The following is a 25,431-nucleotide window of genomic DNA, read 5'->3' on the forward strand; positions in this document are numbered from 1 at the left end:
GAAAGAAAAAGACCCCAGCGCGGCAAAATCCGAACGCTTCCCTGCGCTGGCATTATCCAGATCAGGTTCAAAGGGTATTTCTCACCCGCGACACACGGACAATCCGGTGACGGATTGCGATGTGCAGCGCAGGACCCCCGCGTTAGCAGCCGTCACAATACACCTCGCCGTAGCGTGTTGGCAACCATCTGTAACACTCACGCGTGCGTCTGCATTGCTTACTGCATAATGACGACCACCGTGTTTTCCCGGATAGGGTCCAGCAACTTTGACCCGATCAGTCCGGCAAACTCGCGGCGGCTCCTGCCGGCTTTTCAAGCTGGTATCGAGCTTCGGCACGTTGTTGCCCGACCCCTTTTTCTGCTTCCGACATGTTGTCCTGCCTTGCCCGTTTTGCCGCGACGCTCAAGCGGCATGCGCGCCGTTCTTCGCTTCCCCTGGTTTTGGGCGAAGCGAAACCGGCGGTTGTCAGCCTGCCCGTCTGGCCGGCTGACGTTGCAATCATCGTCGTCGCGGAGTAACGAATGTCTACACCGTTGCCGCCGCGTTCGCCGGATTCTGATTTGCCACCACCGCAGTTCGTGCCTCCGCAGTCCCAACCCTCGGCTGACGTGCTGCCGTTTCCGCAGGCAGCAGCCGGCGCGCCATTGCCATCTTTGGCGTCGCCGGACGTTCTGCAGGGCGTGACGAGCCCGCAACCCCCAGCCGATACCCCCGCGCGCCGCCCGTTCAATCTTCCCGGCCATTTCCCATTCCGGCTTCCCGCGACGCGTAGCGGCCGCGTGGCGCTTGCCCTTTGCGTCGTGTACCTCGTATGGGGTTCGACCTACATGGCGGTGCATCTGTCGCTGGAATCGTTCCCGCCGCTGCTGCTGTCCGGATTGCGCAACCTGTTCGCCGGCATCGGTTTGTTCATCTTTGCTGCGCGTCGGGACCCGGTCTGGCCGACTTTCGTCGAAGTGCGAAACGCCGCGGCGGTCGGAACGTTACTTGTGGGTTTGTCGAGCGGGATGCTCGCGTTCGGCATGCGCACGGTCGAAACAGGCACGGCTGCCGTCATGGTGGCGACCGTTCCGTTGTTCGCCACGGTCATTGCCGCCATTGCCGGGCGCAAAGTGGCGAAGGGGGAGTGGGTCGCCGTCGGGCTTGGGCTAGTCGGAATTGCGTTGCTGAATCACGGCGATCCGTCGTCGGGTTCAACCGCCGGCAGTCTTGCGATCCTGTGCGGCGCGGTTTTCTGGGCAGGCGGCTCGTTTCTCGCGGGGCGTCTGAAGCTGCCGTCCGACCTGCTGGTATCGACCGCACTGCAGATCGGCCTGGGCGGCGCGATGGCGACAGTCGTTGCGTGGGTCTCGGGCGAGCGTATTGTAAGCATGGGGTTCACGCCGTTTTTGGCTTATCTCTACCTGATGCTCGTCGGCTCGATGGCTGCGTATGTCGCGTATGCGTACTTGATTCGCCACACGAGTCCGATTATTGCGAGCAGCTGCATGTACGTAAATCCCGTTGTGGCTGTGGTGATAGGCGCGCTGTTTCTCGGCGAAGTGATCACGAAGTGGACCGTGATGGCGACCCTCATCATCCTGGCAAGCGTGGGTTTGTCGTTCTGGTTCGATTACAAGAGGCGCGGGCTGGTTTGAAGGCTTGACGACCAGCAGTACAAAACGGCGGACCGTTTCGGGCAATTCCGGAGAAACGGTCCGCCGTTTTTTATGGGTCGGCCGGATAGCCGGGAAAAGATAGACCTTGAGGCTTGCTCTCGTTCGACGCGATGAAACTGGCTATCCACGTGGCCAACGCCCAAAAGGGCCGGTCGCCACGTCATCGCAGACCGTCTGTGCCAGCATAGTTTTCGTGAAAACCATGCGCGAAAAATCAACGGAATTGACGTCAATTTACGCCGCGCAACTTCGACTCAGCGTCATCCCGAGGTCTTTGTAGTACAGGATTTGGCTAGGTCTTTGCCCAACTTCATGCTGAGAAAAGCATAGAACTCTAATTATAGTAAAGCATAAAACTCAAATTATAGTACGACACAAAACTCTGGATATAATACGACACAAAACTCTAATTATGGTCTGAAGTGTCTGGAGCGAACCGCGTGGCCGCACCCAACGAAAAACTGGCTTCTTCCCTGTCGATCCTCAAAATGCTGCAGGACAGGGGACTTTCCGTATTCCAGATAAGTGCGCATCCCGAGCTCACCCGCACGCACCGTGAGCGGCTTCAGAATGCCGGTTTCCTGAAATTGGTTATTCAAGGCTGGTATCAGTCGAACAATCCGGACGACGGGGAGGGGGACTCCACCCATTGGTACGCAAACATGGAAACCTTCGTGGCCGCGTACGCCAACTCCAGGTTTGCAAACCAATGGCAGGTGAGCCCCGAGCTGTCCCTCCTCAAGCACAGCGGCCACACGAGCATCGAAAAGCAGATCCTGTTGTACTCGCCGCTGGCGACCAACCAGCCCCAGGCATTGCCTCACGGCTGTTCCATGTTTCTCTACAAGACCAAGCCCGAGATGCTGGTGGACGGCCGTGCGCCGAACGCGAGCGGACTCATGCTGGTTCCTCTTCCCGAAGCGCTGATCCGGGTCAGTCGTAGCTTCTTCCACACGCACGAGCTTGCCGCGCAGATCGTCACGCGCCAGGTCGATATCAGCACGCTTACCGCCCGATTACTCGAGGGCGGTCACAGTGTTGTTGCCGGCCGTATGGCGGGGGCGTTGCGGGCCGTCGGCCGGGATCAGGACGCCGACCAGCTCCTCGATACGATGAAAGCGGCGGCCTACGTCGTGGCCGAAGATAATCCGTTCGAGCGGCCGCTGGCCCATATTGGCGGCCGGATGAACGAGTCGCCTTACGTGCAGCGCATCCTGGCCATGTGGTCGGGCATGCGAGACATCGTGATCGACCGCTTCCGTAATATTCCGTGCTCGCCGAACCCCGACAGCGAAGCGCTTCTTCACGACATAGAGGCAAGGTACGTTGCGGATGCCTACCACTCGCTGTCTATCGAAGGTTATCGGGTCAGCACTGACCTCATTGCGAAGGTTCGCAATGGCGACTGGAGCCCCCTGACCAACAAGGAAGACCGGCTGACGCGGGATGCCATGGCGGCTAAAGGTTACGCGGAAACCCATGCCCGCGTCCGCTCCCTGATCGGCCGGGTAGTGGCTCAAGCTGACGATCCTTCTGCCACCCTCAAGCGAGATTTTTCACAGTGGTACGTGACGCTGTTTTCGCCGAGCGTTACCGCAGGTATCCTGAAGGCAAGCGATCTGGCCGGGTATCGCAACAACAATGTGTTCATTCGAAATGCGTTGCATGTACCGCTCGCGCCTGAAGCTGTCCGGGATTGCATGCCGGCTCTCTTCGACTTGCTGCAGGCGGAAGAACACCCGGGCGTGCGAGCGGTATTAGGTCATTTCATCTTCGTGTTTATCCACCCGTACATGGATGGCAATGGCCGCCTCAGCCGCTTTCTCATGAACTACCTGCTGACCACGGGAGGCTACCTTTGGACCATCGTGACCGTTCAGTCTCGTACCGCGTATCTGGCGGCGCTGGAGCAGGCCAGCACCTACCGGAATATCAAGCCCTTCGCCGATCTGATTGGCGGACTTATCGAATCGCAGGCGGCTGAACCGATCGAGCGCATCACGCAACGTCCCGAGGCCGGAAGCTGGACCGCTTTACCGTCTGCTTTGGACTGACGCGCGTTCGGGTTCCTTTTGCCGAAACACAAAAAAAGCGAACCTCCGCCAGGGAGGTTCGCTTGATCGAATTCCAACGAATTCCACGACCCGTTCAGTTGTCGGCGGGGCGTCACAACGCTCCGGAACCGGTAAAGGCCGCAGTCAGCAAATCGCCAGCGTGCTAGCGGCCATTAACCGCTAACTATCTGTTGCCAGCTTCCTCGCTTACTCGGCGTTGTGCTTATCGGCCGAATTCGTGATGGCGTTGCCGCCCTTCGAGAGGTCCTGGCCGGCGCCGGCCACCGTGTTGCAAGCTGCGAGTGCGGCAGTTCCAACGAGCAACAGCAAAGCGATAAGTCGAGTCATGAGCAATTCCCCTTGAGTTTGATGCGAGTACGCTGGCCGTTCGGCCATGAATGCGTACCCGATGTTCGAATCCTGTCCGCCGACGTCCAACAGCAAAAGCAGTTGCCAGACACGTTGCGGCCTTGGCTACGACCGATCCTTGAAACGGTTTTGCCGGGTTTGAACAAGCAAGAAAACCATGGCGACTACCACTTCGATCGACCACACCGTCTGAAGAATCATAAAAAACTGCGCGTTCGCAAGCTGTAGGCGCGGATGTTTTTATCGTGTCGGCGCAGTCTGTAACTTGTGTCGGCGCCGTCCTACAAGCGCGGCCCTGGAAGCGCAGCTCGAGCGCGCCAATCAAGAGCCAAGGGGCGCTAGACCCTTAACCCTTTAAGCATCGAAGTTACGCGCGCGGGGCATGGTGACGCGGATATCGGTGCCATGCGGCTGGCGTCGTTCGATCTCGATGCGCCCGCCGCGCGCGCTGACCCGCTGGCGCATGCCCAGCAGTCCGTGCGTGTGCGTGCGCCGCAGATCCTGTGGGCGAATGCCGACGCCGTCATCGGCTATATGCATTGATACGCGCTCGTCATCCAGCGCCAGCGCTATCGACACGCTCGACGCACGCGCGTATTTTGCCGCGTTGGTCAGCGACTCCTGCGCGACCCGGAACAACGCGATTTCGACTTCTTCGCCGAGCTTGATGTCGTCATCGGGGAGCGCGAGTTCGAGCGTCCATCCGGTGCGTTGCGCGGTTTCATCGGCGAGGGTGCGCAACGCCGTGACCAGCCCGAAATTGGCAAGCACGGTTGGCCGCATGTCTTCGATAATCCGTCGCTTCAGCGCAATCCCCTGATCAAGATTCGCAAGCGCACGTCCAAGTTTCTCGGCCATCGCGGGCTCGGCGCTTTTGAGCTTGTTGTTGACCCACGCCACATCCATCTTGCTGGCCGTCAGGATCGAACCGAGTTCATCGTGCAGTTCGCGGGCAAGCTGGGTCTTCTCGTTTTCGCTCACCGATTGCAAATGCCACGCGAGCGCCTCAAGTTGCCGCGTGCGGTCGAACACGAGCTGGTCGAGCTCTTCTTGCTGCGTAATCAGCTTTTGCTGCACGCGGTCTTGCTTGTCCAGCTGGATACCGAGATTGCGAAACAACAGCAGGAACAACACGATATTCAACGCGCACAACGCGCCCACGCAGATCGTGGAAATGCGCTGGTCGGCGCGGCTCGCGTCGAGCGCGGACTGCGCCCGCCGTTCTTCATTCAGACGCAGCAGGGCGAGCGCGCTGTCGAGGACATCGGTAGCCGGTGCAGCGTCTGAACCGGAGCGGGCGGCGAGTCCCGCGTTGATCCGCGCATCGAGGGTCGCGCTGATCTGCTTGAAACTGGCGAGCGCGGTGTCGTCCGATTTACGGCGATAGTACGCATCCAGCGACGCAACCGTTTGTCTGATTTCAGCCGCAACTGCGTTGTAGTGGGCCGAGTAGGTGTTGTCGGGCGAGTTGCGGAACGCGCGTTCATCGGCAGTCAGCGACGCGATATCCGCAGCCAGCACGGTCAACTGCGTGGTGGCGCCTTTCGCGTCGAGCGCGGTCTCGTATTCCGCGGCAATTCGCATGCGGCCGGACTCGAGTATCACCAAGCCGCCGACGGTTATCACAATGGCTACGGTCATGGCGACGGCCCAGCTCCAGCGGCGCATCCAAGCGTTCAGACGCGTGCTGAACCGCGTTGCGCGCCGCGTGATGCCCGCTACCGGATCCGCCGCGCCGCCTTCGTGCAAAGAGGAAGTCATAGGGAAGTCGCCGGGTTTTCTGTCAGGCCAGTGTAGCTTTTCACGCCGTGTCGGGCCGATCGAATTACGTCGACCAGTGCTTGATTGAGGACGGGCCGGATTAAGCCAGAAGTGAATTGAAAGCGTTTGTCGGTGACGTCCTACACGAAAAACGGCCTGCATCCAGATGGCAGTTCATAACCGCCTCGCTAACATTCTGTTACTAGTCCAACCTTATTGGGGAACCGATCATGTTGAAGTGGGCATTGTTTTTCGCCATTGTCGCCGTCATCGCGGGCTTGCTCGGCTTCACCGGCGTGGCAGCGGGCGCGGCCAGCATCGCCAAGTTCCTGTTCGTGCTGTTCCTGATCCTGTGCGTGGTATTCCTCGTGCTCGGTTTTATCGTGACGAAGAAAATAGTCGATTAGCGGACACGCCATCGTCGTAGCCAGCGTTATTTAAACCTCGCGCGCTTCGACCGGCTTTATCTAAACCTCTGTTCCGCGAGTGGCCGGCTTTGCGCTTTACGGCAATCGTCCACTCGAGTCCATCCTGAAAGCCGGATTCGACGCCCGATCCGAGGCCGATAAAACCCAACAAAAGGGAAGGTCGCCATGCTTCATTACGCCGTTGTTTTTTTCATCATTGCGATTATCGCGGCTGTGTTCGGTTTTACCGGGATTGCAGCAGGCGCTGCTGAGATCGCGAAGATCCTGTTCTACATCTTCCTCGTGGTTTTCGTTGTTACGTTGCTGCTGGGCGTGTTTCGAACGTGATGCTCGCGAGCAGGCACGCTGTATGCGGGCAAGGACAAGAGTGACTGCGGACGGCGGTCCGGGCCTATATCCGGCCAGGCTGCCGTCACGAGCCTGTCCAACCGCCAAACAAAAAATCGATTCTCTTTCTGGAGCACATCAATGTCGAAATCGTCTGCTGTAAAAGCTGCACCGGCACAATCGAAGGAATCCGGCGGCAAGTCGGATCCGTTCGTGCTGGATATGGAAAAAATTCGCGCCAACGCACGTCAGCACATGGACGATGGTTCGGTCACGTCGACGTATGGCGCAGACAAGGAAGTCGTTCTGAAGCTGCTGAACGATTCGCTCGCCACCGAGATCGTTTGCACGCTGCGCTATAAACGCCATTACTTCATGGCCAAGGGCATCCATTCGGAAGCCGTCGCTGCCGAATTCGCGCAGCACGCGACCGAAGAGCAGGAACATGCCGACACCATCGCGGAACGCATTGTCCAGTTGGGTGGAGAGCCGAATTTCGCACCCGACAGCCTCGCGTCACGCGCGCATTCCGAGTACAAGGAAGGCGCCAATCTGATCGACATGATTCGCGAGAATCTGATCGCGGAGCGCATTGCGATCGACACGTATGCTGAAATCATTCGCTACCTCGGCGAAAAGGATGTCACCACGCGCCGCCTTTTCGAAACGATCCTGGCGGTCGAAGAAGAGCACGCCGACGACATGGCCGACCTGCTCGACGGCCTCGACGGCTGATCGTTCGTTAGCGGTAAGAGAATACTGAAGCTCCAGGACAACGCGCGGCGGGATGATTCCCGCCGCGCGTTGTCGGTACGATGATTCACCATAAATATGGCCGCAGGCAGCGCAGATGATTCGAGTGTTGATAGCGGACGATCACGCCATTGTGCGAAGCGGATTCCGGCAATTTGTCGCCGATGAACCCGACATGGAAGTCGCCGCCGAAGCGTCCACCGGCGACGAAACCATCGCGCGCGTGCGCGAAAGTGCGTTCGACGTCGTGTTGCTGGACATCGCGATGCCGGACAAGAACGGTATCGATACTTTGCGCGTGATCAAGCAGATCCGCCCGGACCAGGGCGTGCTGATGCTGTCGGGTTATCCGGAAAGCCAGTACGCGATCAATTTGCTGCGCGCTGGCGCCAACGGGTATCTGAACAAGGACGCAGCGCCTGACGAAATCGTGCGGGCAATTCGGACGGTGGCGAGGGGCCATCGCTACCTGTCGGAATTTATCGCCGACGCGCTTGCCGACAAGCTTGAAAAGCCCGCAACCGAGCGTCCGCACGAAGCGTTGTCCGAGCGGGAGTTCCAGATTTTTTGCAAGATCGCGGGGGGCCAGATTCCGACCGAAATAGCGGAGGAGCTGCATTTATCGGTGAAGACGATCAGCACGTACCGCGCGCGCGTTCTCGAAAAAATGCGGCTCGCGAACAATGCCGATCTCACGTATTACGCGATCAAGAACGGTTTGATCGAGTAGGAGGGTGCCCGCCGTGGGCCAACAAACGATCGTCGACAAAACCGGTCTCGCCCATAAGCGGCCGCTGAGCGTGCTGTTGATCGAGGACTCGCCGTTGATTCGGCGCAGTCTGGTGGAAGCGATCGATGCATCCGGCGAACTGCAGGTCACCGCTTGGGCGGATACGCCCGAGACGGCGATCGGCCTGTTGGAAGCGGAGCGATTCGATGCAGTCATTGTCGATCTGCAACTGAAGCACGGTTCCGGCGTCGAGGTGCTGGCATATTTGCAACGCACCGGGATGACCGATTCGGCCTTCGCCGCCGTGCTCACGAACCATGCATTACCGGCGTACCGTGAGCGCTGCCTGCAATACGGCGTGCGCCATTTCTTCGATAAATCCCTGGAATTCGACCGCGTTCTCGACGCGCTGCATCATTACGCTCGCGCGCGGGATTAATCGCGCGAGGGCCGTTCAGCGTGGTTCAGGTGGCTGATCACGCGTTTTTCGAACGGCTTCGTGAATGGCTCAACCCGGCAAGCCCGGTGGCCACCAGTCCCGCGATACACACGCCGACCCATCCGAACGCATGCCATGCCAGCGATGCGACGGCCGAGCCCGCGGCGCCGCCAATGAAATAGACCACCATGTACACGGTATTCACGCGGCTGCGCGCCTCCGGCTTGAGCGCGTAGATTCGCGATTGATTCGATATCTGCGCGGCTTGCACGCCGATATCCAGCACGATCACGCCGATCACCAGGCCCACCAGGCTGCGTCCCGACAGCGCGAACACCACGAACGAGACGGCCACGAGCACGATGCACAGCGAAACCACCGCCCGCGGCCCGCGCTTGTCCGCCGACTTGCCGGCAAGCGGCGCGGCCAGCGCGCCCGCTGCACCGACAATCCCGAACAAGCCGGCCGCCTGAGGGCCGAGATGGAACGGCTCTCCCGCGAGCAAAAGCGTGAGCACCGACCAGAAGATGCTGAACGCGGCGAACAGCGCGCCGCCGGTCATCGATGCCTCGCGCAGCGCTGGCGACTCGACCACGAGATGCCACATCGACACGAGCAGTTTCCCGTAGGGCAGCGTTGAAGTTGGCTTGCTGCGCGGCAGCCGCATGACGACGAGTACGGCAAGCGCGATGGTTGCGGCCACGGAGGCGCCATACACGGCTCGCCATCCGAAATACTCCGCGACAAAACCCGAGACCGTGCGCGCAAGCAGGATGCCGATCAGCAAACCGCTCATCACCGTGCCGACCGCGTGGCCGCGTTGCGCTGGCGGCGCGAGTTCCGCGGCGAACGGCACGGCTTGCTGCGCGATGGTTGCCACGATACCGAGCGCCAGGCTGGCGGCAATCAGCACGCCGAGCGTGGGCGCGGCCGTTGCTGCGACGAGTGCGATACCGAGCGCGGCGAGTTGCAGAAGGATGATCAGGCGGCGGTCAAAGCGATCGCCGAGCGGCGCCAGCAATAACATGCCGATCGCATAGCCGAGTTGAGTGACGGCCGGCACCGCGCCGATCATCCCGGCGCTTTCCGGGAAGGACGCGCGAAACGCCGCGAGCAGCGGCTGATTCGTATAGATATTAGCGACCGATACGCCTGCGATCGTCGCCAGGACGAGCAGCGTTGCCCGTGAGTAGTGTTGGTGGTGCGGCTGATGCGGTGCGTGGGAATTTGAATCGGTGGCGGCAGCGGACATGGGCGGGGGCTCGAGGATTCAAGGCATGAAGCGAGCCGCTGATGATACTAAAGACGCCCGGGATTCGCTGACCGTGGCGCCGTCGTGCGTGATGCAAGTTACAAGTTACAAGTTACAAGTTACAAGTTGCGGCGTGTTCGGCGCCAGCCGTTGATCGGACAAGTCCCCGCTTTCGTTGAAGCGTCGACCTGACGGCGTGTTCCGAACTTGCTGGAATGCATTTACTCCGTGTCGTCGGTGCCCGGCTTCAGCGGGTATTTTTCCGCGAGACTCGCCGGGGTCAGCCACTGGAACGTCTTGAGATTACCGCCTTCAAAAGTGCATTCGACGGCTGCCTGTACCGGCACCGACGTTACTTTGATGGGAGTCACGCCCGCTGGTGGAATTTTTTCGGTGTAGCTGCCCTCGACCACGACACGCGTGCCTTGGTACGAGACGCGTGGTATTTCGTAGCTCAGCTTGGGAAGAGTGGCCGGGTAGGTCTCGACCATCTTGGTCTTGCACTCCTGGCCGTTGCGGTACGGGGTCGTGCAGCCAGCGGTGCAGGTAAGAACGGCAGCAGCGGCCACCGCATAAAAGGTTCGATGTTTCATGATGGCTCGCGCTAGGTAGGACGCGCAGTCTACTTCAGTCGATTAAGCGAAGACAGGATGACTGGCGCTTTCGGCATCGATAAAACGGGGCGATGCGCCCAATCGGCGTTCCTCTCGTTTTCTTTCAGCCAAACCAAATGAAATCCCGGAAAGTGCCCAACGGCGTTGATATGTTCTGTATGAATATACAGTGATCAGCGCGTTGATCGGCGCGCGGCGAAAAACATCCCCTTCGTGCAGGGACGCTCGATCAATCTGACGCTGGTAGCGGGGACCGGACTTGAACCGGCAAGCCGTTAGGCGGCGGATTTTAAGTCCGCTATGTTTACCAATTTCATCACCCCGCCAAGCGGACGGGATTCTACCATCGGACGGCCGGCGGGCCAATCCAGACAGGCGCCAGCGTCTTGCGTCCGCCTGGTCGTCGGGGATCGCGGGACCGGTTTTCATCGTTCGCATTAATCCTCGCGGCATCTTTGCACCGTATTTCGCAGGACGGAAGCCGAAAAATATTCTTCCCGGCTGCATCCATTCGAACCGGCGCTCGCGTATTCAGACACATGAAAATCCGCCGTCACTGAATGGCGGGGTCAACGAGTCGGCGCATCGATTTCAGGAGGCGAGTATGAAGAACGTTTCTATCGGCGCATGGCGTGAGCGCACGCGTCTGGGACTCGGGCTGGCAATTCTCGCAGCCGGAGCAGGGTTGCAACTGCTGCAATGGCTTCACACTTCCGTTCCGGGATAACATCTGAAGATTTCCGGTGTATGGATGCACTGCATTTCATCCCTATACCACGACGTTCTTTCTCTCATTCACGCTAAATCGACAACGTCAGGTCGCTCGCGCATAATTTGCTGCGCGTGGCCGGGGTGGGGCCATATCAGGGGCATCCAGGCCGCCGTGCGGACCCCTTCACTTCGGAGCCAGCGCCTGCGCGTCAGACCATCAACCCCAGCGTTGGAACGAGAAAGGACGAAGATGGGCACAAACCGGATCGAGGCATTCAGCGACGGCGTGATCGCCATCATCATCACGATCATGGTGCTGGAACTCAAGGTGCCGCACGGCGCCGATCTGGCGTCACTCGGCGCGCTCGGTCCCGTGTTCTGCGCCTACGTGCTGAGCTTCGTGTATGTGGGCATCTACTGGAACAATCACCATCACCTGATGCACGTAGTCGAACGCGTCAACGGCAGCGTGCTCTGGGCGAACCTCCACGTACTGTTCTGGCTGTCGCTGTTTCCGTTCACCACCAACTGGATGGGCGAGAACCATCTGGCGTCATGGCCCACTGCCCTCTACGGCTTCGATCTCTTCATGACGGCGGTCGCGTGGTACATCCTCACGCGCGCGTTGATCAGCCTGCATGGCACCAACTCAATGCTGGCGCGCGCACTTGGCGCGGATCGCAAGGGAAAGATTTCAGTCGTGCTGTATCTCGTTGCCATCGGGGCATCGTTTTGGGAGCCGTGGATTGCCGCGGCCTTATACGCGATCGTGGCGGTAGTGTGGCTCGTGCCCGACCGGCGCGTGGAGAAAGTCCTGCTGACTGAAGAGCAATGACCTTGGCCCAGGTGATTTCATCGGCATGAACAGTGCTACGCTCGGACCATAGCGTTCTGCGAGCGAAGCCCATGTCATCTGTCATCCGCATTGGGATCATCTCCGATACCCACAACCTCGTGCGTCCCGAGGCGCTCGACGCGTTACGTGGCTGCGAGCACATCATTCACGCCGGCGATATCTGCAATCCCGCTGTCCTCGATACGCTCAACGAACTCGCGCCCGTCACCGCGGTCCGCGGCAATAACGATTCGGGCGCACGGATCGATGACTTGCCGGAAGCGCTGACGTTTCATATCGGCGGTACGGCGATTCATCTCGTCCACGACATAGCCGACGTTCCGAAGCAACTCGACGGTATTGACGTTGTTGTCACCGGGCATTCGCACAAGCCTTTGATCGAACGCCGCGGTGCGACGCTGTTCGTCAATCCGGGAAGCGCCGGTCCGCGTCGCTTCAAGTTGCCGGTGACGATCGGCATCATGCTGATCGACAAAGGCGAGGTGCAAGCGGAGATCGTGCGGCTAATGGAGTGACTAGCGGCCCAATAACCGGCTGCGTTTTGAGCGAAAAGCAAATAACAAAGAGGCCATCCAACGTTAGCTGGATGGCCTCTTTGTTTAACAACGGAACGATGAGCTAAGCATCATCCGTCGTTCAGCTGAAGCAGTGTTACGCGCGTGCGGTTGCTTCCGGCATCCGGTCATCCATTTCGGCGGCTTGCCGCACGCCGCGCAGCACGGCATGCGCTTCCGATCGCGAACCCACACACGGCGGCGAGCCCTTCAGTGGCTGCCTGGCCGTCTCATGGAGCGCGAGGACCGATACGATTCCGATCAGCGATGCCCCCATCAAGTAGTACGCGGGCATCATCAGATTTCCCGTCGATGAAACCAGCCATGCGGTGACTAGCGGCGTTGTGCCGCCGAACAACGAAACCGATACGTTGAAGCCGATCGCGAGCGCGCCGTAGCGGATCTTGGTGGGGAAGAGCGCGGGTAACGCGGACGGCATGGCGCCGGTGAAACATGAAAGCAACACGCCGAGGATCAGCATGCCACCGAAAATTGGCAGCATGGTGCCCATGCGGATCAGGTTCAGCGCGGGTATCGACAACAGCAGCAACCCGACGCATCCGAACAGCATCACTGGCTTGCGCCCGACCTTGTCCGACAGATGACCCGCTCCCAGCGTCATTGGCATCATCAGCACCATGACGATCAGCACGATGAAGAGCCCGTGCGTTTCGTTGAATTTCAGCGTGGCGGACAAATAGCTCGGCAGGTAAGACAGCGCCATGTAATCGGTCACGTTGAAAATCAGCACGAGCCCGACACATTGCAGCATCGGCCTCCACTGCTTGACCAACATATCGCGCAACTGCTCTTTGGGCGTGCTGTGCGCTTCGCTCTCGCGTTTATCCGCTTCACGCTGGAAGGCAGGCGTTTCTTCAAGCTTCAGCCGGATATACAAGCCGATCAGTCCCATTGGTCCTGCGATCAGGAACGGAATGCGCCATCCCCAGGAGAGCAGCGATTGCTCGGACATGGTCGCGGTCAGCACGGCAACACATCCCGCGCCCAACACATACCCGACGAGCGTACCGAACTCAAGAAAACTGCCCATGAAACCGCGTTTCTTGTCTGTCGCGAATTCTGCGATGAACGTCGCCGCGCCGCCATACTCACCGCCCGTCGAAAAGCCCTGGACCAGACGCGCGACCAGCAGCAGGATCGGCGCAAGAATGCCGATGCTTCCGTACGTGGGAATCAGGCCGATACAAAACGTGCCGATGGCCATCATGATCATGGTCATTGCGAGCACGCGCTTGCGGCCGATGCGATCCCCGAGGGGCCCGAACACCATGCCGCCAAGCGGGCGCACGAGAAATGCCGCGGCAAACGTCCCGAACGTGGCGATCAGTTGCGCCCCCGGATTGGCCGACGGAAAGAACACCTTGCCGAGCGTCACCGCTATATAGCTGTAGACGCCGAAATCGAACCATTCCATTGCATTGCCGATTGCCATCGCGCCGACTGCGCGCTTGAGCAGCGACTTATCGACAATGGTGATGTCGTCGAGCGACAGGTCTTTTTCGGGTTGGGGTTGTCGCCAGAGGCCGACGTTCGGTATTGCCATGAAGAAAAGCTCCAGGTTGTTGCCGAGCCGCCCGTGGGACGGTTCGGCGTGCGCCAGGCGCACGTTGCCGGGAAAGTGCAGTTTCGCGACGAGGCGAGTTTCAGTGCGTGCACTGAAAGCGGTGGCCCGCCCGCCGAACGCAGGAGATGCGCTGACGGTGCGATGGACAATGCCGATGCCTCGCGGCGATGTCGCGAAATGGCACTTCGTGGGAAGCACCGATACTGCGTGCACGGGTACTACGGGGATAGATGGCTGGACGCAGCTAAATTGGGCAACGGAGGCGCCGAGGGTGCAGCAGTCCGGTTGCGTGCTGTGTCGCGGATTGAGAAGGCTTGAGAACAACGTGTCCACGGGCAAATCCAGACCCGGGGAAGCCTCCACAACCACTCGCCGATATCTTGAATTAGCGCTTGAATGAATGCTTCAGGCGCGTCATTGCGAAGAAATTGACTTTGAATTGCAGTTGGAAAGAGGGAAATGATAGCACGATGCAAGACGATACGCAAACCGGCTCTCAGAGAGGGGCGCTCGCGCACGTTTGCACAACCGTTTGCATGATCGTCTGCACCAGTCACGCAAAAAGAAAAAGCCGGCCTCGAAGGGCCGGCTTTTCATTGCCAGAAAACAACTCGTCGGATCAGCTTTGCGTCGGCGGCACGTAGCCTTGAGCGGTATCGGCGCCTTCACCGAAAAAGTACTTTTCCGTCTGCTTCAGCAGGTACTGGCGTGCGCGCGGATCAGCCATGTTCAGGCGGTTTTCGTTGATCAGCATGGTTTGCTGCTTGAGCCAGCCTTGCCAAGCCTCCTTCGAAATCGTTTCGTAGATCCGCTTGCCGAGTTCTCCCGGCAGGGGCGGAAAGTCGAGTCCTTCGGCTTCCTTGCCGAGTTTCGCGCATTGAATCGTTCGGGCCATCTGTCATTCTCCTGTAGCGGGGTAGCTGGACGCTTCGCGTCGGGCGGCCGATCAGTCAGATCTGATCGCGCTCGCAGCCGGACGGACGCCTCGAAATAAGTTAAAGCTGCTTCATCAGCACAAGCGATTTACGTTGCCAGTTGTAAAGCCGGCGGCGATCTTCAGGCAGGTCATCAACGGTTACCTTGATGAATCCGCGTTTGAGAAACCAGTGCTCGGTACGCGTGGTCAGCACGAAGATATGCGTGAGTCCACGCGCCCGTGCGCGTTGCTCGACGCGTTTGAGCAAGCGTTCGCCGTCGCCAGAACCTTGCGCTTCGGGCGAAACAGTCAGGCAGGCCATTTCGCCTATGCGCTCTTGCGTGTACGGGTACAGCGCCACGCAGCCGAACAGCACGCCATCGTGCTCGATCACCGAGAAATGGTCGATGTCACGTTCTATCTGGTGCCGGCCGCGCCGCACGAGCGTGCCGTCCATTTCCAGCGGTTCGATCAGCGTCAGAATCCCGCCGACGTCATCTGGCGTCGCTTCACGGAGGCTTTCGAGGTTCTCGTACGAGATCATCGTGCCGACACCATCGTGCAGGAACAATTCGAGCAGGATGCTGCCGTCGAGCGCGTAAGGAATGATGTGCGCCCGCGCGACACCGCCGCGGCATGCACGAATGGTGTGCTTCAGGTAGAACGCGGCGTCGCCTTGCAGTTCGCCGCTTTCATGCAGCCTGTAGGCGTCGTCCAGCGACATTTCACGCACCAGCTCGCCGTTTTCATCGACGAGGCCGGGGGTTTCGGTCAGGAAAATAATCTTGTCGGCGCGCAGTGCAATGGCTGCCGCCGACGCCACATCTTCCATCGACAAATTGAACGCTTCGCCCGTCGGCGAAAAACCGAGCGGCGAAAGCAGGACGAGTTTGCTGCTCGTAAGCGAATGGCGAATAGAATCGCCGTCGATCTTGCGGACCACGCCGGTGTGCTGGAAATCGACGCCGTCCAGGATGCCGACCGGCCGCGCTGTCACAAAATTGCCCGATACCACGCTGATGTGCGCGTGCGCCATGGGCGTGTTCGGCAAGCCCTGGCTGATCGCCGCCTCGATGTCGAGGCGCACTTCGCCTGCCGCTTCCTTCGCGGATTCAAGCGCGCGGGCGTCGGTGATTCGCAAGCCGTGCGAAAACTCCGATTCCACGCCGTGCAGGTTCAGCTGTTCTTCCACCTGGGGTCGCGAACCGTGCACGAGCACGACGTGGATGCCCATGGCGTGCAGCAGCCCGACGTCCTGAACGAGTGCGTTCAGACGTCCTTCTTGGACCAGTTCGCCACCGAACGCGACCACGAAGGTCTTGTTTCGGAACGCGTGGATATAGGGCGCGACGGAACGCATCCATTCCACGAACTGGCCGTGGTCATCAGGCGCTTCAGGCTCGGTCGAAACCGGCGGAGGCGCGGCAGGGAGGTCGGTTTGAGAATTCATGCCGGGATTATAATGCCGTGCTATGCCGAATGTTTCCAAACGTGCCGCCGATGCGGACAAGCTTGACCCCCAGGAGCAGTTGAAAAAGCTGCGTGAAGCGCTGCTGCGCGATGCAGCGGCGCGCGAAAGCGATGGCGAAAATGACGCCGATGACGACGCGGGGAGTGCCGTCAACCGCAAGAAGGAAGCCGCTGCGCGGCGGTTTGCGGGGGCCTCGGCCGATGCGTCGAAAGCGCCGCACGGCGGGGCGGCCGCCAGCGCGCAAGCCGCTCAGCAGCTTGCCAAAAAAAATGTTCAGAAAAGGCCGGGAGTTTCGCCTTCTTCACCGTCTTCGTCATCTGCTCGGCGCGATCAACCGGGAGGTTCTTCGACCAGTCCCGCGTCTTCTCCGCAGCCCGCGCGAAGAAACGAGCGTGGTGGCAGTTTGGCCTCGTTGTCGTCGTTATCGACTTTGTTGTCCGACAAGGCGGACGCTGCGGGTTCGTCGGCTACTGCCGGAGAAAGGCATAGCGATGCCGCGGGCGCGAACGGTCGGAACGCGGGCAATCCATCGTCGGGCAAGCAAGCCACTGAAAGTCGAACGGCACGTCCTTCCTCAACACCTCACGTTCGCGGTCCTGCCGATGTTTTTGTACAACAACCGGCGGCGGCCGCGCGTCAGGCAGAGGCCAAGAGCATTCAACGTGGGCCGGAAGCCCGCATTGCCGGGTGGAGTGATTCACATCAGCCATCGGGCGATGCTGGCGCGCGGGCCGAAAAGCGCGGACCGGTAGCGAAGGCCGGCCCTGCTCCAGAGGGGACGTCGAATATCCCTGCGATCAGTTCAAGCGCCGAACCTGCACGTCGTGAAGCCGTTGCGAGCGTCGAACGTATCGCGCATCCTGCCCGTCAACGCGAGCGACCGAGTGATGGCGATACTCGACCGGGCGATGGCAAGCAGACTGCGAGCGTCGGGCGTAGCGGGGAACAGACGCAGGATAGAAAACCGTCGTCGACCAATTCCGCCGATCGGGCCGGACGCAATCCGCAGGATGTGAACGCCCTACGAGACGCGGGAAGAACGCATCCTCGCGAAAGCGGCAACGCGGGACGACTGCGAGACGCATCCGTAAATCGGTCCGACGCAACCGTTTCACAGCAATCACCGATCGCAGCGCCGTCCGGAACTCCAGCCGGAAAACGTCCGGCGCGAAAACCTGAACGCCCTGCAACGAAGACAGAGCAGCGTCCCCCCCGTCGTTCCGACGAAGCGGGCAGCACTGGTTCCGTTTCCGGCGCTCAGGAGACCCGGCCGGCAGTCCGGCCGCAGAAGGGCGAACGCAATGAGGCCGATACCGATAGGCAACAGCAATCGGCCGCTGACCCGGCGAACCGGCAGCGGCGTGAGTCCCCACGCCCGCGTCGCGTAGTCGAACCCAACCCCATTCCGCCTATCCGTTTCCCCGAAACGCTCCCGGTGTCTGCCCGACGCGACGAAATCGCTGCGGCGATCCAGGCGAATCAGGTGGTGATCGTCAGCGGCGAAACGGGCTCCGGCAAAACGACGCAGTTGCCGAAAATCTGTCTCGCGCTTGGTCGCGGCCTTGGCGCGGGCGGCACGGGGCTGATCGGCCATACTCAACCGCGCCGGATCGCGGCATCGGCTACGGGTCGGCGGATTGCGGAAGAACTCGGGACGCCGTTCGGCGAAGTAGTCGGATACAAGGTCCGCTTCACAGACAACCTGTCGCCGGGTGCATCGGTGAAACTGATGACCGACGGCATTTTGCTCGCCGAGACGCAGACCGATCCGCTGCTCGCCGCGTACGACACGATCATCATCGACGAAGCGCATGAGCGCAGCCTGAACATCGATTTCCTGCTCGGATACCTGCGCGAAATCTTGCCGCGCCGGCCGGATTTGAAGGTGATCGTGACATCGGCGACTATCGATGCCGACCGTTTCGCGCGCCATTTCGGCAGCGATGAAAAGCCGGCGCCAGTCATCGAAGTGAGTGGGCGGCTGTATCCCGTGGAAGTGCGGTATCGGCCGGTCGAGGAAGAGAGTCCGGCCATCAAGGCTGCTCAGGGCACAGCACAAGGCGCGCAGCAAAAAGATCGCCCGGATCGCCCACGAACCCAGCGCGAAAACGACCGCGATTTGATGGAAGCGATCGTGGACGCCGTCGACGAACTCTGTCGCGAAGGCCCTGGCGACGTCCTCGTGTTCCTCCCCGGCGAGCGAGAAATTCGCGACGCCGCCGAGGCGCTGCGCAAGCACCATCCGCCGCACACCGAAATCCTGCCATTGTTCGCGCGCTTGTCCGCCGCCGAGCAGGAGCGTGTGTTCCGCACATCGAACGCGCGCCGGATCGTGCTGGCGACGAATGTCGCGGAAACGTCGCTGACGGTTCCGGGCATTCGTTATGTCGTCGATATCGGGCTTGCACGCGTAAAACGCTATTCTTATCGCAACAAAGTCGAGCAGTTGCAGATCGAGCCAATTTCGCAAAGCTCGGCGAATCAGCGTGCCGGCCGTTGCGGGCGCGTGGCGGACGGCGTGTGCATTCGTCTTTATGAAGAAGACGATTACAACCTGCGCGTGCGTTTCACCGATCCCGAGATTCTCCGGTCGTCACTGGCCGCGGTGATTTTGCGGATGAAATCGCTGCACCTGACGGCGATCGAAACATTCCCGTTCCTCGAGCCGCCGCCGGGCCGGGCGATCGCTGACGGTTATCAATTGCTGAACGAACTTGGCGCTGTCGATGACGACAACGCTCTCACGCCACTCGGGCGCGAACTGGCGCGTTTGCCGCTGGATCCGCGCGTCGGCCGGATGATTCTTGCCGCACGCGATCATCAGTCGTTGCGCGAGGTGTTGATCATTGCGAGCGCGTTGTCGGTTCAGGACCCGCGCGATCGGCCGATCGAGGCGCAGGAGCAGGCCGATCTGGCGCACAAGAAATTCGCCGATGAACGCTCAGAGTTCCTGCAATGGACAAAAATCTGGACGTGGTTCGAGGACGCGATTGCGCACAAAAAATCGAACAAGCAGCTCACCGATGCCTGCCGTGCGAACTTTTTGAATCACGTGCGGCTGCGTGAATGGCGCGACGTGCATTCGCAATTGCTGACAGTCGTCCGTGAACATGGCTGGCGCCTGAACGAGTCCGAAGCGACGTTCGAGCAGGTTCATCTCGCTTTGCTGACGGGTTTGCTTGGCAACGTGGGCCTGAAAGCCGACGACGAGCCGTATTACCTTGGCGCGCGCGGCATCAAGTTTTATCTGTGGCCGGGTTCGGCGCTGCTGAAGAAAGCCGGGCGTTGGGTCATAGCCGGCGAACTTGTGGAGACGAGCCGGTTGTATGCGCGGTGTATCGCGAAAATCGAACCCGAATGGCTTGAGCAGGTCGGCGCGCATTTGTTGCGCAAGTCGATCTCGGAGCCGCATTGGGAAAAGAAGGCCGCGCAGGTGGCGGCCTTCGAACGCGCGACGCTGCACGGCCTGACGGTCTATGCGCGACGGCGCGTGAGTTTCGGCAAGCAGGACCCGGAGCGCGCGCGTGAGTTGTTCATTCGCGGTGCGCTGGTCGATGGTGAATTCGAAACGAAACTGCCGTTTTTTGCGCACAACCGCAAGTTGCTCGCGGATATTGAACAGTTGGAGCACAAGTCGCGTCGCCAGGATGTGCTCGTCGATGACGAATTGATCTTTGGTTTCTACGATTCGCTCGTGCCGAAGGGCATCTACTCCGGCGCGGCGTTCGAGCGCTGGTATCGGGATGAGGAAAAAAAGAACGGCGCGTCATCGCGCCTGCTTTTCCTCTCGCGCGACGACCTGATGCGCCACGAAGCTGCTGGCATCACAACCGACCTGTTCCCGAAACGGATGACGATGGCCGGTATCGAAATGACGCTGACCTATCACTTCGAACCCGGTTCTCCACGCGACGGTGTGACGTTGACCGTGCCGCTGTTCGGCCTGAATCAAGTCGACGCCCGCCGTTCGGAATGGTTGGTTCGCGGCATGCTGAAGGAAAAAATACAGCTGTTGCTGAAGTCGCTGCCGCAGAAATTGCGACGCCACCTCGTGCCATTGCCCGAGTTTTCGGCGGGCGTCGTCGAGCGGCACAGCGGCAAGACTTTCGGCGCGGGTGGTTTGCTCGAAGCGTTGATCGCGGACATTCGTGAGCAAACGCAGGTCGCGATGAAGTCGTCGGACTTCAAGCTCGAAACGCTGCCAGCGCATTTGTTCATGAACTTCAAGGTCATCGACGAACACGGCCGGCAACTCGCGATGGGCCGTAATCTCTCGCAATTGCGAACCGAGCTGGGCAGCCAGGCGCAGCAGCATTTCCAGAAGCTGGCGGCGGGGGCGACTTTAGACGGGAGTAATGATGCGACGGCGCCGATTACGCGAGCGGCTTCGGCGTCCGAGTCTTCCGGATCCAGTTCAAGCACCGCGCTCTACGAAAACCTCACCACGTGGGATTTCGGCAAATTGCCCGAGTTGCTGGAAATCCGGCGGAGGGGGCAGACGCTATTTGGCTATCCGGCGCTCGTCGATCGGGGGACGCATTGCGACGTCGAAGTGTTCGATTCGCCGGAAGAAGCTGCGCGGATTCATCGGGCGGGTTTGCGTCGATTGTTCGCGTTGCAGTTACGCGAGCCGATTCGCTATCTCGAACGTAATCTGGGCGGGTTGCGCGAGATGTCGTTGCAATACATGGCGCTGGGCACGCAGGAGGAGCTTGCGAACCAGATCATCGAAACGGCGTTGGACCGTGCGTGCCTGCAAGATCCGCTTCCAGATAACGATGTGGATTTCTACGCGCGCCGTGACCAGGGCAAGAGCCGGCTGACACTTCTCGCGCAGGAAATCGCGCGGCTGGCGGGGCAGATCCTGATGGAATACGCGACGGTGTTGAAGAAACTGACGCAGGCCAAATCGTTCGGCGCGCCGTATGCGGATATGGTCGCGCAACTGAACGCATTGATCGGCAAGCGCTTTGTTATCGATACGCCTTACACGCAGTTATCTCATTTCCCACGGTATCTGAACGCGATGGCGTTGCGGATTGAAAAGCTGAAAGCCGATGCTGTGAGGGACGCGCGATTGTCGGCGGAAATAGCGCCGCTGCTGCAAAACTATCAGCGGGCGGTCGCGCAACGCGGTGGTGTGGCGGATGTGCGATTAAGTGAATACAGGTGGCTACTGGAAGAACTGCGGGTGTCGCTGTTTGCGCAAGAGCTTCGCACGCCAATGCCTATTTCGGTCAAGCGCTTGTATAAGGTGTGGGAGTCGATGCAGCGTTAACGCTGGCGGGAAAGCGCGAGGCTCGATTGATGGCGAGTTCGCGCTTTCTTGCTTCTGTTCCGGCTTCTACAAGATTACTTCGCCGTTTCGCCCGAAGGCTGGACGACTTCAAGACTCAGTGGCGCACCTGACAGAACGACGGGCTCGCTGTTCACTGAACCGCTTGCCTGCGTGCTGACGGGGGCCACCACATACTTCTGCCATTTCCCGGCCACAAGGCTTTCTACGCTGTCGCCGCATTTGCGATAGAAATTGCGCGCTTCGTCACTCGAGGTGAATACAGCCTTTAGCTGGCAAACCATTTGCGGTGTGCCGGCATCGTTCGTGACGTTCAACACGTAGTCCCATTCGCGGACGCCGAAGAACCCCTCCTGAAACTGCGGACGGCCGAGAAGAGCGGCGATCTGGTTTTTGTTCATTCCCGGCTTGAGCTTGCGCAAGGCTTCGGTCAACGGATAGCTGCCACCGAGATTCGACGCCGTGTCGGGTGCCGGAAACACCAGTTGATCTTGGCTGCCGTCACTGGAAAGCCGGCTGCCTGTGCCGCAGCCCGACAAAAGAAGGGCAGTGGCGAGTGCAGCGGCAACAGGAAGTGCGCGTGATGCTTTGCGGAGGGTGAAGTTCATCTCTTGATCGGATTCCGTTGTTTTCATTGATCCAGTGTCGCGGGCTTTTGCAACTGCCCGCGACACCCCTTCTGGATGATGCGTTGACTTACCAGTGCATGCCGGCACCGACCGAGACGCCGAACTGACCGCGCGTGCTTGTCGTACCGCTTACCTTGTAAGCCCAGATGCCGTTCTCAGACAGTTGCGATACACCGATCGCGACTGCGGATTGACCGCCATACGTGCCGCCACCCAAGGCCACCATGCCGCGGCCTGGCAATACCGCTTGCGGCAAGCCTGCGACTGCGAGCGCCGACGCCGTGCCGGCGTAGGCATCGCGACGCGTGCCTTCCGTTTTCGAGTCGGTGTAGTCGTTGGCTTGCTTCAACGTGCTGCCGGCGCTTTGGTTCAACTGGTTCAGGTTGACTGCGTCGGTGCCTTGTGTGCCCGGCGCGACGTTCGTGATCTGACGTTCGCTTCCTGCGGCACCGACCGAAACCGTGTTCGCGCGATCTGCGACGGAGTTCTGGCCGAGCGCGACGGCGTTGTCGGCCGAAGCTTGAGCGCCGTTACCGGTGGCAACCGAACCGGTGCCAGTGGCAATTGCGTTCTGGCCGAGCGCGACAGTGTTGTCGGCTGAAGCTTGAGCGCCGTTACCCATGGCAACCGAGCCGGTACCAGCGGCCAACGCGTTCTGGCCGAGCGCGACGGCGTTATCGGCAGAAGCCTGAGCGCCGCTGCCCATGGCAACCGAACCCGCGCCAGCCGCCACTGCGTTTGCGCCTATTGCAACCGCCTCAACACCCGTCGCCGATGCGGCTTGCGTGCTGCGCGAACCATCCGCGCTGAACAGCGAATCGCTCGGGTCGACAACGATGTTTTTCACTGCGTTGTTCACCGCGTTGTTGACGGCATCGCCAACGCTCGCGTTGACCTGACCGATAGCGTCGTTCAACTGACCGACGTTCACCGCGTCAGTTGTTTCTACACCGGCAGCGACGTTGTGAAGAGTCGTACCGCCATCACCTTCCAGCGTGGCGTTTGCATGATCAACCGAGCCGTCGGCGTTGCGGTCATATTTGACTGCGCCGTCGGCTGCGGCGGTTGCTGCGGTGATCGCAGCGGTTGACTGGTCGCTGACTGCTTTCAACTGTGCAACGTTGACCGCGTCGGTATCTGCCGCGCCAGGTGCAACGCCGCTGATCGTGCGGCCACCGACGTTGACTTCACCCGTCGACGTTTGCGATCCCGACAAGCCGTAAGCGGCGTAGCCGGATTGTGCACCGACCGTTGTTGCCGATCCCGCGCCGAGCGCCACGCTGTTGGCGTTATTCGCAATCGCATTGTTGCCGATGGCGATCGAGTTTTCGAACGCTGCGTTGGCGTTGCTGCCAACCGCGATGCTGCTCGTGCCGGCTGCGATTGCCGAGTGGCCGACTGCGAGGGCGTCGACGTCGGTTGCTTGCGCCGAATCGCCAAAGGCGGTTGCGTCGACAGCGGATGCCTGAGCATTCGCGCCAATAGCGATGGATTGCGCTTTCGTTGCCAGGGCCGTGTCGCCGACCGCAACAGCGCTGTCCGATGCAATTGTATTCGCGCCGGTTGCAACGGAGTTTGCGCCGGTGGCACCTGAGTTAAATCCGATTGCAACACCGTTCGTACGGTTCGCGTTGGCGAGCGAGCCGACTGCAGTTGAGTCGTCCCCGAATGCCACGGCGCCCTGGCCTAAGGCTGTCGATCGTGCTCCGATAGCAAGGGAGTTCGTGCCGATGGCCGACGAAGTGTCACCTTCGGCTTGTGCGTTGAATCCAACGGCCACAGCGCTTTGCGCCGATTTCGCGGAGTTGCCCGCAGCGACGGAGTTGTCTCCTGCGGCAGTGGCGTAACTACCCGCCGCAAGCGCGTTCGCGCCCTGCGCCTGGGCCGAAGTGCCAACAGCGGTTGAGCCCACGGCTGAGGCCGTAGCGTTCGCGCCCAAGGCACTCGACTGGTTGGCGTTCGCGATGGCTGTATCGCCGAGAGCTATCGAACTTTCACCAAGAGCCGCAGCGCGTGGTCCGACCGCAGCCGCGTTTTTCTTCGCTGCCGAGTTCGTGCCGACGGCGACGGAGTTCTCTTCTGCGGCGACGGCATAGCTGCCAACGGCCACGCCATTAAGCGCGTTTGCCTCTGCAAGCGCGCCAACAGCGGTCGCGCTGTCGGCGGACGCCGCAGCGCCCGCACCAGCGGCGATTGACTGCGCTCCGGTCGCTACTGCGGTATCGCCGAATGCCATCGAGCTGGCTCCGCTCGCCGCAGCGTTGGGGCCAACCGCCACCGCGCTATCGCCGGATGCGGTGGTACTTGCGCCCAGCGCAACCGCGTTGGCTGCCATGGCTCTACTTGTTGAGCCGATTGCGATCGCGTTTGCCGCAGCGTCCAGGTTCGGTCCTTGCACAAGCGCGTCACTGCCTAAGGCAATGGCACCGTCGCCCTTTGTTCGGGCGTAAGGACCTACCGCAACAGCGTTCGTTCCGTCTGCGGTGCTGAACATACCGAATGCAGTCCCGCCGTCGTCGTAGCCTTTCGCCCCAGCACCGACCGCCGTGGACCCCATGCCCGCAGCGACGCTCCGGTTTCCAAGCGCTGTTGAAAATTCACCCGATGCTGAGGCCTTCCAGCCGACTGCTGTCGTCTGGTCGGAGGATGCGTTACTGTCAATACCGATGGCAACCGACTGCGCTCCGCTTGCTACCGCGCTCGGTGCGAGGCGAGTCGAATCGGATCCCGTGCCTATTCCAGCCCAATCATCGACCGATTGCGCGTGCGCGGCCGAACCGGCCAGCAGGCCGCCGACGATTGCCGCTTGCACCATGACCAATTTGCCTGCTGATGAAGAGCGCTTGCTCTTCGACTTCGACGTCTCGGAAGCCGCGACCCATGTGCCGGAGGTTTCGTTCCAGACCGCTTTAAAGATTCTATTCATGAAAGAAGGATGTCTAACAATTTGACAAATACATGTCGGGTTGATCGATGGAGCATGTCGCGCTCATATCCGCATTGGTAGTCGGCATTAAAACGCGGC

Annotated in this window: 20 protein-coding genes, 1 tRNA gene and 1 riboswitch; of the genes, 11 read left to right on the forward strand and 10 right to left on the reverse strand. The window is 60.3% G+C overall.

Annotated elements, in window-relative coordinates; all coding sequences use genetic code 11:
- Nucleotides 1-20 precede the first annotated feature (20 nt).
- Nucleotides 21-149, reverse strand: a riboswitch (TPP riboswitch).
- Between the two features lie 375 nt (nt 150-524).
- Both SBC1_RS05570 and SBC1_RS05575 read left to right on the forward strand, forming a co-directional pair.
- Nucleotides 525-1,640, forward strand: coding sequence for an EamA family transporter (locus tag SBC1_RS05570; RefSeq protein WP_165088334.1), 1,116 nt, complete (start codon nt 525-527; stop codon nt 1,638-1,640).
- A gap of 461 nt (nt 1,641-2,101) precedes the next feature.
- The gene (locus SBC1_RS05575; RefSeq protein WP_206366017.1) at nt 2,102-3,715 is read left to right on the forward strand and encodes a Fic family protein; all 1,614 of its coding nucleotides are present in this window, start codon (nt 2,102-2,104) and stop codon (nt 3,713-3,715) included.
- A gap of 207 nt (nt 3,716-3,922) precedes the next feature.
- On the opposite strand, the gene SBC1_RS05580 is transcribed toward SBC1_RS05575, so the two are convergent.
- Together SBC1_RS05580 and SBC1_RS05585 are read right to left on the reverse strand one after the other, a co-directional pair.
- The gene (locus tag SBC1_RS05580) at nt 3,923-4,063 is read right to left on the reverse strand and encodes an entericidin A/B family lipoprotein (RefSeq protein WP_165088337.1); all 141 of its coding nucleotides are present in this window, start codon (nt 4,061-4,063) and stop codon (nt 3,923-3,925) included.
- A 375-nt stretch (nt 4,064-4,438) separates the two neighbouring features.
- Nucleotides 4,439-5,845, reverse strand: a complete 1,407-nt coding sequence (locus SBC1_RS05585; RefSeq protein ID WP_165088340.1) for a sensor histidine kinase — start codon at nt 5,843-5,845, stop codon at nt 4,439-4,441.
- A 230-nt stretch (nt 5,846-6,075) separates the two neighbouring features.
- On the opposite strand from SBC1_RS05585, the gene SBC1_RS05590 reads away from it, so the two are divergent.
- The 5 genes from SBC1_RS05590 to SBC1_RS05610 all read left to right on the forward strand — a co-directional run bounded on the left by SBC1_RS05590 (nt 6,076) and on the right by SBC1_RS05610 (nt 8,522).
- Nucleotides 6,076-6,252, forward strand: a complete 177-nt coding sequence (locus SBC1_RS05590) for a DUF1328 domain-containing protein (protein ID WP_165088345.1) — start codon at nt 6,076-6,078, stop codon at nt 6,250-6,252.
- 186 nt (nt 6,253-6,438) lie between these two features.
- Nucleotides 6,439-6,600, forward strand: coding sequence for a DUF1328 domain-containing protein (locus SBC1_RS05595; RefSeq protein ID WP_074264073.1), 162 nt, complete (start codon nt 6,439-6,441; stop codon nt 6,598-6,600).
- Between the two features lie 141 nt (nt 6,601-6,741).
- On the forward strand, nt 6,742-7,335 hold the full coding sequence (locus SBC1_RS05600; protein WP_165088350.1) for a bacterioferritin: 594 nt from the start codon (nt 6,742-6,744) through the stop codon (nt 7,333-7,335).
- A 115-nt stretch (nt 7,336-7,450) separates the two neighbouring features.
- A complete protein-coding gene (locus SBC1_RS05605; RefSeq protein WP_165088353.1) occupies nt 7,451-8,083 on the forward strand; it encodes a response regulator transcription factor in 633 nt (210 codons plus the stop codon).
- 13 nt (nt 8,084-8,096) lie between these two features.
- On the forward strand, nt 8,097-8,522 hold the full coding sequence (locus tag SBC1_RS05610) for a response regulator (protein ID WP_241202031.1): 426 nt from the start codon (nt 8,097-8,099) through the stop codon (nt 8,520-8,522).
- Nucleotides 8,523-8,559: 37 nt separating this feature from the next.
- Here SBC1_RS05610 and SBC1_RS05615 read toward each other — a convergent pair whose 3' ends face one another.
- From SBC1_RS05615 to SBC1_RS05625, 3 genes are all read right to left on the reverse strand, one after another.
- Nucleotides 8,560-9,774 (reverse strand): MFS transporter, encoded by a 1,215-nt coding sequence (locus SBC1_RS05615; protein WP_165088358.1) that lies wholly within the window; start codon nt 9,772-9,774, stop codon nt 8,560-8,562.
- A 221-nt stretch (nt 9,775-9,995) separates the two neighbouring features.
- Nucleotides 9,996-10,367, reverse strand: a complete 372-nt coding sequence (locus SBC1_RS05620) for a nuclear transport factor 2 family protein (protein WP_165088361.1) — start codon at nt 10,365-10,367, stop codon at nt 9,996-9,998.
- 262 nt (nt 10,368-10,629) lie between these two features.
- Nucleotides 10,630-10,714: transfer RNA gene (locus SBC1_RS05625), tRNA-Leu, on the reverse strand.
- 278 nt (nt 10,715-10,992) lie between these two features.
- Between SBC1_RS05625 and SBC1_RS40400 the strand changes: the two genes are divergently transcribed.
- From SBC1_RS40400 to SBC1_RS05635, 3 genes are all read left to right on the forward strand, one after another.
- Nucleotides 10,993-11,115 (forward strand): hypothetical protein, encoded by a 123-nt coding sequence (locus SBC1_RS40400; RefSeq protein ID WP_255540524.1) that lies wholly within the window; start codon nt 10,993-10,995, stop codon nt 11,113-11,115.
- Nucleotides 11,116-11,349: 234 nt separating this feature from the next.
- Nucleotides 11,350-11,934 carry a TMEM175 family protein gene (locus tag SBC1_RS05630; protein ID WP_165088364.1) on the forward strand — a complete coding sequence of 195 codons (585 nt, stop codon included), beginning with the start codon at nt 11,350-11,352 and terminating at the stop codon, nt 11,932-11,934.
- A gap of 71 nt (nt 11,935-12,005) precedes the next feature.
- Complete coding sequence (locus SBC1_RS05635) at nt 12,006-12,470, forward strand: metallophosphoesterase family protein (RefSeq protein WP_165088367.1); 465 nt, start codon at nt 12,006-12,008, stop codon at nt 12,468-12,470.
- A gap of 136 nt (nt 12,471-12,606) precedes the next feature.
- Here SBC1_RS05635 and proP read toward each other — a convergent pair whose 3' ends face one another.
- From proP to argA, 3 genes are all read right to left on the reverse strand, one after another.
- Entirely contained in the window at nt 12,607-14,073 is a 1,467-nt protein-coding gene (gene proP / locus SBC1_RS05640; RefSeq protein WP_165093083.1) for a glycine betaine/L-proline transporter ProP, read from the reverse strand.
- Between the two features lie 640 nt (nt 14,074-14,713).
- Entirely contained in the window at nt 14,714-14,989 is a 276-nt protein-coding gene (locus tag SBC1_RS05645) for an oxidative damage protection protein (protein ID WP_165088370.1), read from the reverse strand.
- Nucleotides 14,990-15,089: 100 nt separating this feature from the next.
- Nucleotides 15,090-16,460 carry an amino-acid N-acetyltransferase gene (gene argA / locus SBC1_RS05650; RefSeq protein WP_165088374.1) on the reverse strand — a complete coding sequence of 457 codons (1,371 nt, stop codon included), beginning with the start codon at nt 16,458-16,460 and terminating at the stop codon, nt 15,090-15,092.
- 1,033 nt (nt 16,461-17,493) lie between these two features.
- On the opposite strand from argA, the gene hrpA reads away from it, so the two are divergent.
- Complete coding sequence (gene hrpA, locus SBC1_RS05655) at nt 17,494-21,759, forward strand: ATP-dependent RNA helicase HrpA (RefSeq protein WP_370469612.1); 4,266 nt, start codon at nt 17,494-17,496, stop codon at nt 21,757-21,759.
- 74 nt (nt 21,760-21,833) lie between these two features.
- Here hrpA and SBC1_RS05660 read toward each other — a convergent pair whose 3' ends face one another.
- Nucleotides 21,834-22,385 (reverse strand): outer membrane protein assembly factor BamE, encoded by a 552-nt coding sequence (locus SBC1_RS05660; RefSeq protein ID WP_165088377.1) that lies wholly within the window; start codon nt 22,383-22,385, stop codon nt 21,834-21,836.
- An 88-nt stretch (nt 22,386-22,473) separates the two neighbouring features.
- Entirely contained in the window at nt 22,474-25,332 is a 2,859-nt protein-coding gene (locus SBC1_RS05665) for a YadA-like family protein (protein ID WP_165088381.1), read from the reverse strand.
- Nucleotides 25,333-25,431: the final 99 nt, after the last annotated feature.

The organism is Caballeronia sp. SBC1 (assembly GCF_011493005.1).
Lineage (GTDB): Bacteria > Pseudomonadota > Gammaproteobacteria > Burkholderiales > Burkholderiaceae > Caballeronia.

Coding starts and splice junctions, on each gene's coding strand:
- SBC1_RS05630 (WP_165088364.1), top strand. CDS start 11,350: ATGGGCACAAACCGGATCGAGGCATTCAGCGACGGCGTGATCGCCATC.
- SBC1_RS05645 (WP_165088370.1), bottom strand. CDS start 14,989: ATGGCCCGAACGATTCAATGCGCGAAACTCGGCAAGGAAGCCGAAGGA.
- SBC1_RS40400 (WP_255540524.1), top strand. CDS start 10,993: ATGAAGAACGTTTCTATCGGCGCATGGCGTGAGCGCACGCGTCTGGGA.
- SBC1_RS05665 (WP_165088381.1), bottom strand. CDS start 25,332: ATGAATAGAATCTTTAAAGCGGTCTGGAACGAAACCTCCGGCACATGG.
- SBC1_RS05660 (WP_165088377.1), bottom strand. CDS start 22,385: ATGAACTTCACCCTCCGCAAAGCATCACGCGCACTTCCTGTTGCCGCT.
- SBC1_RS05615 (WP_165088358.1), bottom strand. CDS start 9,774: ATGTCCGCTGCCGCCACCGATTCAAATTCCCACGCACCGCATCAGCCG.
- SBC1_RS05605 (WP_165088353.1), top strand. CDS start 7,451: ATGATTCGAGTGTTGATAGCGGACGATCACGCCATTGTGCGAAGCGGA.
- SBC1_RS05580 (WP_165088337.1), bottom strand. CDS start 4,063: ATGACTCGACTTATCGCTTTGCTGTTGCTCGTTGGAACTGCCGCACTC.
- SBC1_RS05570 (WP_165088334.1), top strand. CDS start 525: ATGTCTACACCGTTGCCGCCGCGTTCGCCGGATTCTGATTTGCCACCA.
- SBC1_RS05600 (WP_165088350.1), top strand. CDS start 6,742: ATGTCGAAATCGTCTGCTGTAAAAGCTGCACCGGCACAATCGAAGGAA.
- proP (WP_165093083.1), bottom strand. CDS start 14,073: ATGGCAATACCGAACGTCGGCCTCTGGCGACAACCCCAACCCGAAAAA.
- argA (WP_165088374.1), bottom strand. CDS start 16,460: ATGAATTCTCAAACCGACCTCCCTGCCGCGCCTCCGCCGGTTTCGACC.
- SBC1_RS05635 (WP_165088367.1), top strand. CDS start 12,006: ATGTCATCTGTCATCCGCATTGGGATCATCTCCGATACCCACAACCTC.
- SBC1_RS05595 (WP_074264073.1), top strand. CDS start 6,439: ATGCTTCATTACGCCGTTGTTTTTTTCATCATTGCGATTATCGCGGCT.
- SBC1_RS05585 (WP_165088340.1), bottom strand. CDS start 5,845: ATGACTTCCTCTTTGCACGAAGGCGGCGCGGCGGATCCGGTAGCGGGC.
- SBC1_RS05620 (WP_165088361.1), bottom strand. CDS start 10,367: ATGAAACATCGAACCTTTTATGCGGTGGCCGCTGCTGCCGTTCTTACC.
- SBC1_RS05590 (WP_165088345.1), top strand. CDS start 6,076: ATGTTGAAGTGGGCATTGTTTTTCGCCATTGTCGCCGTCATCGCGGGC.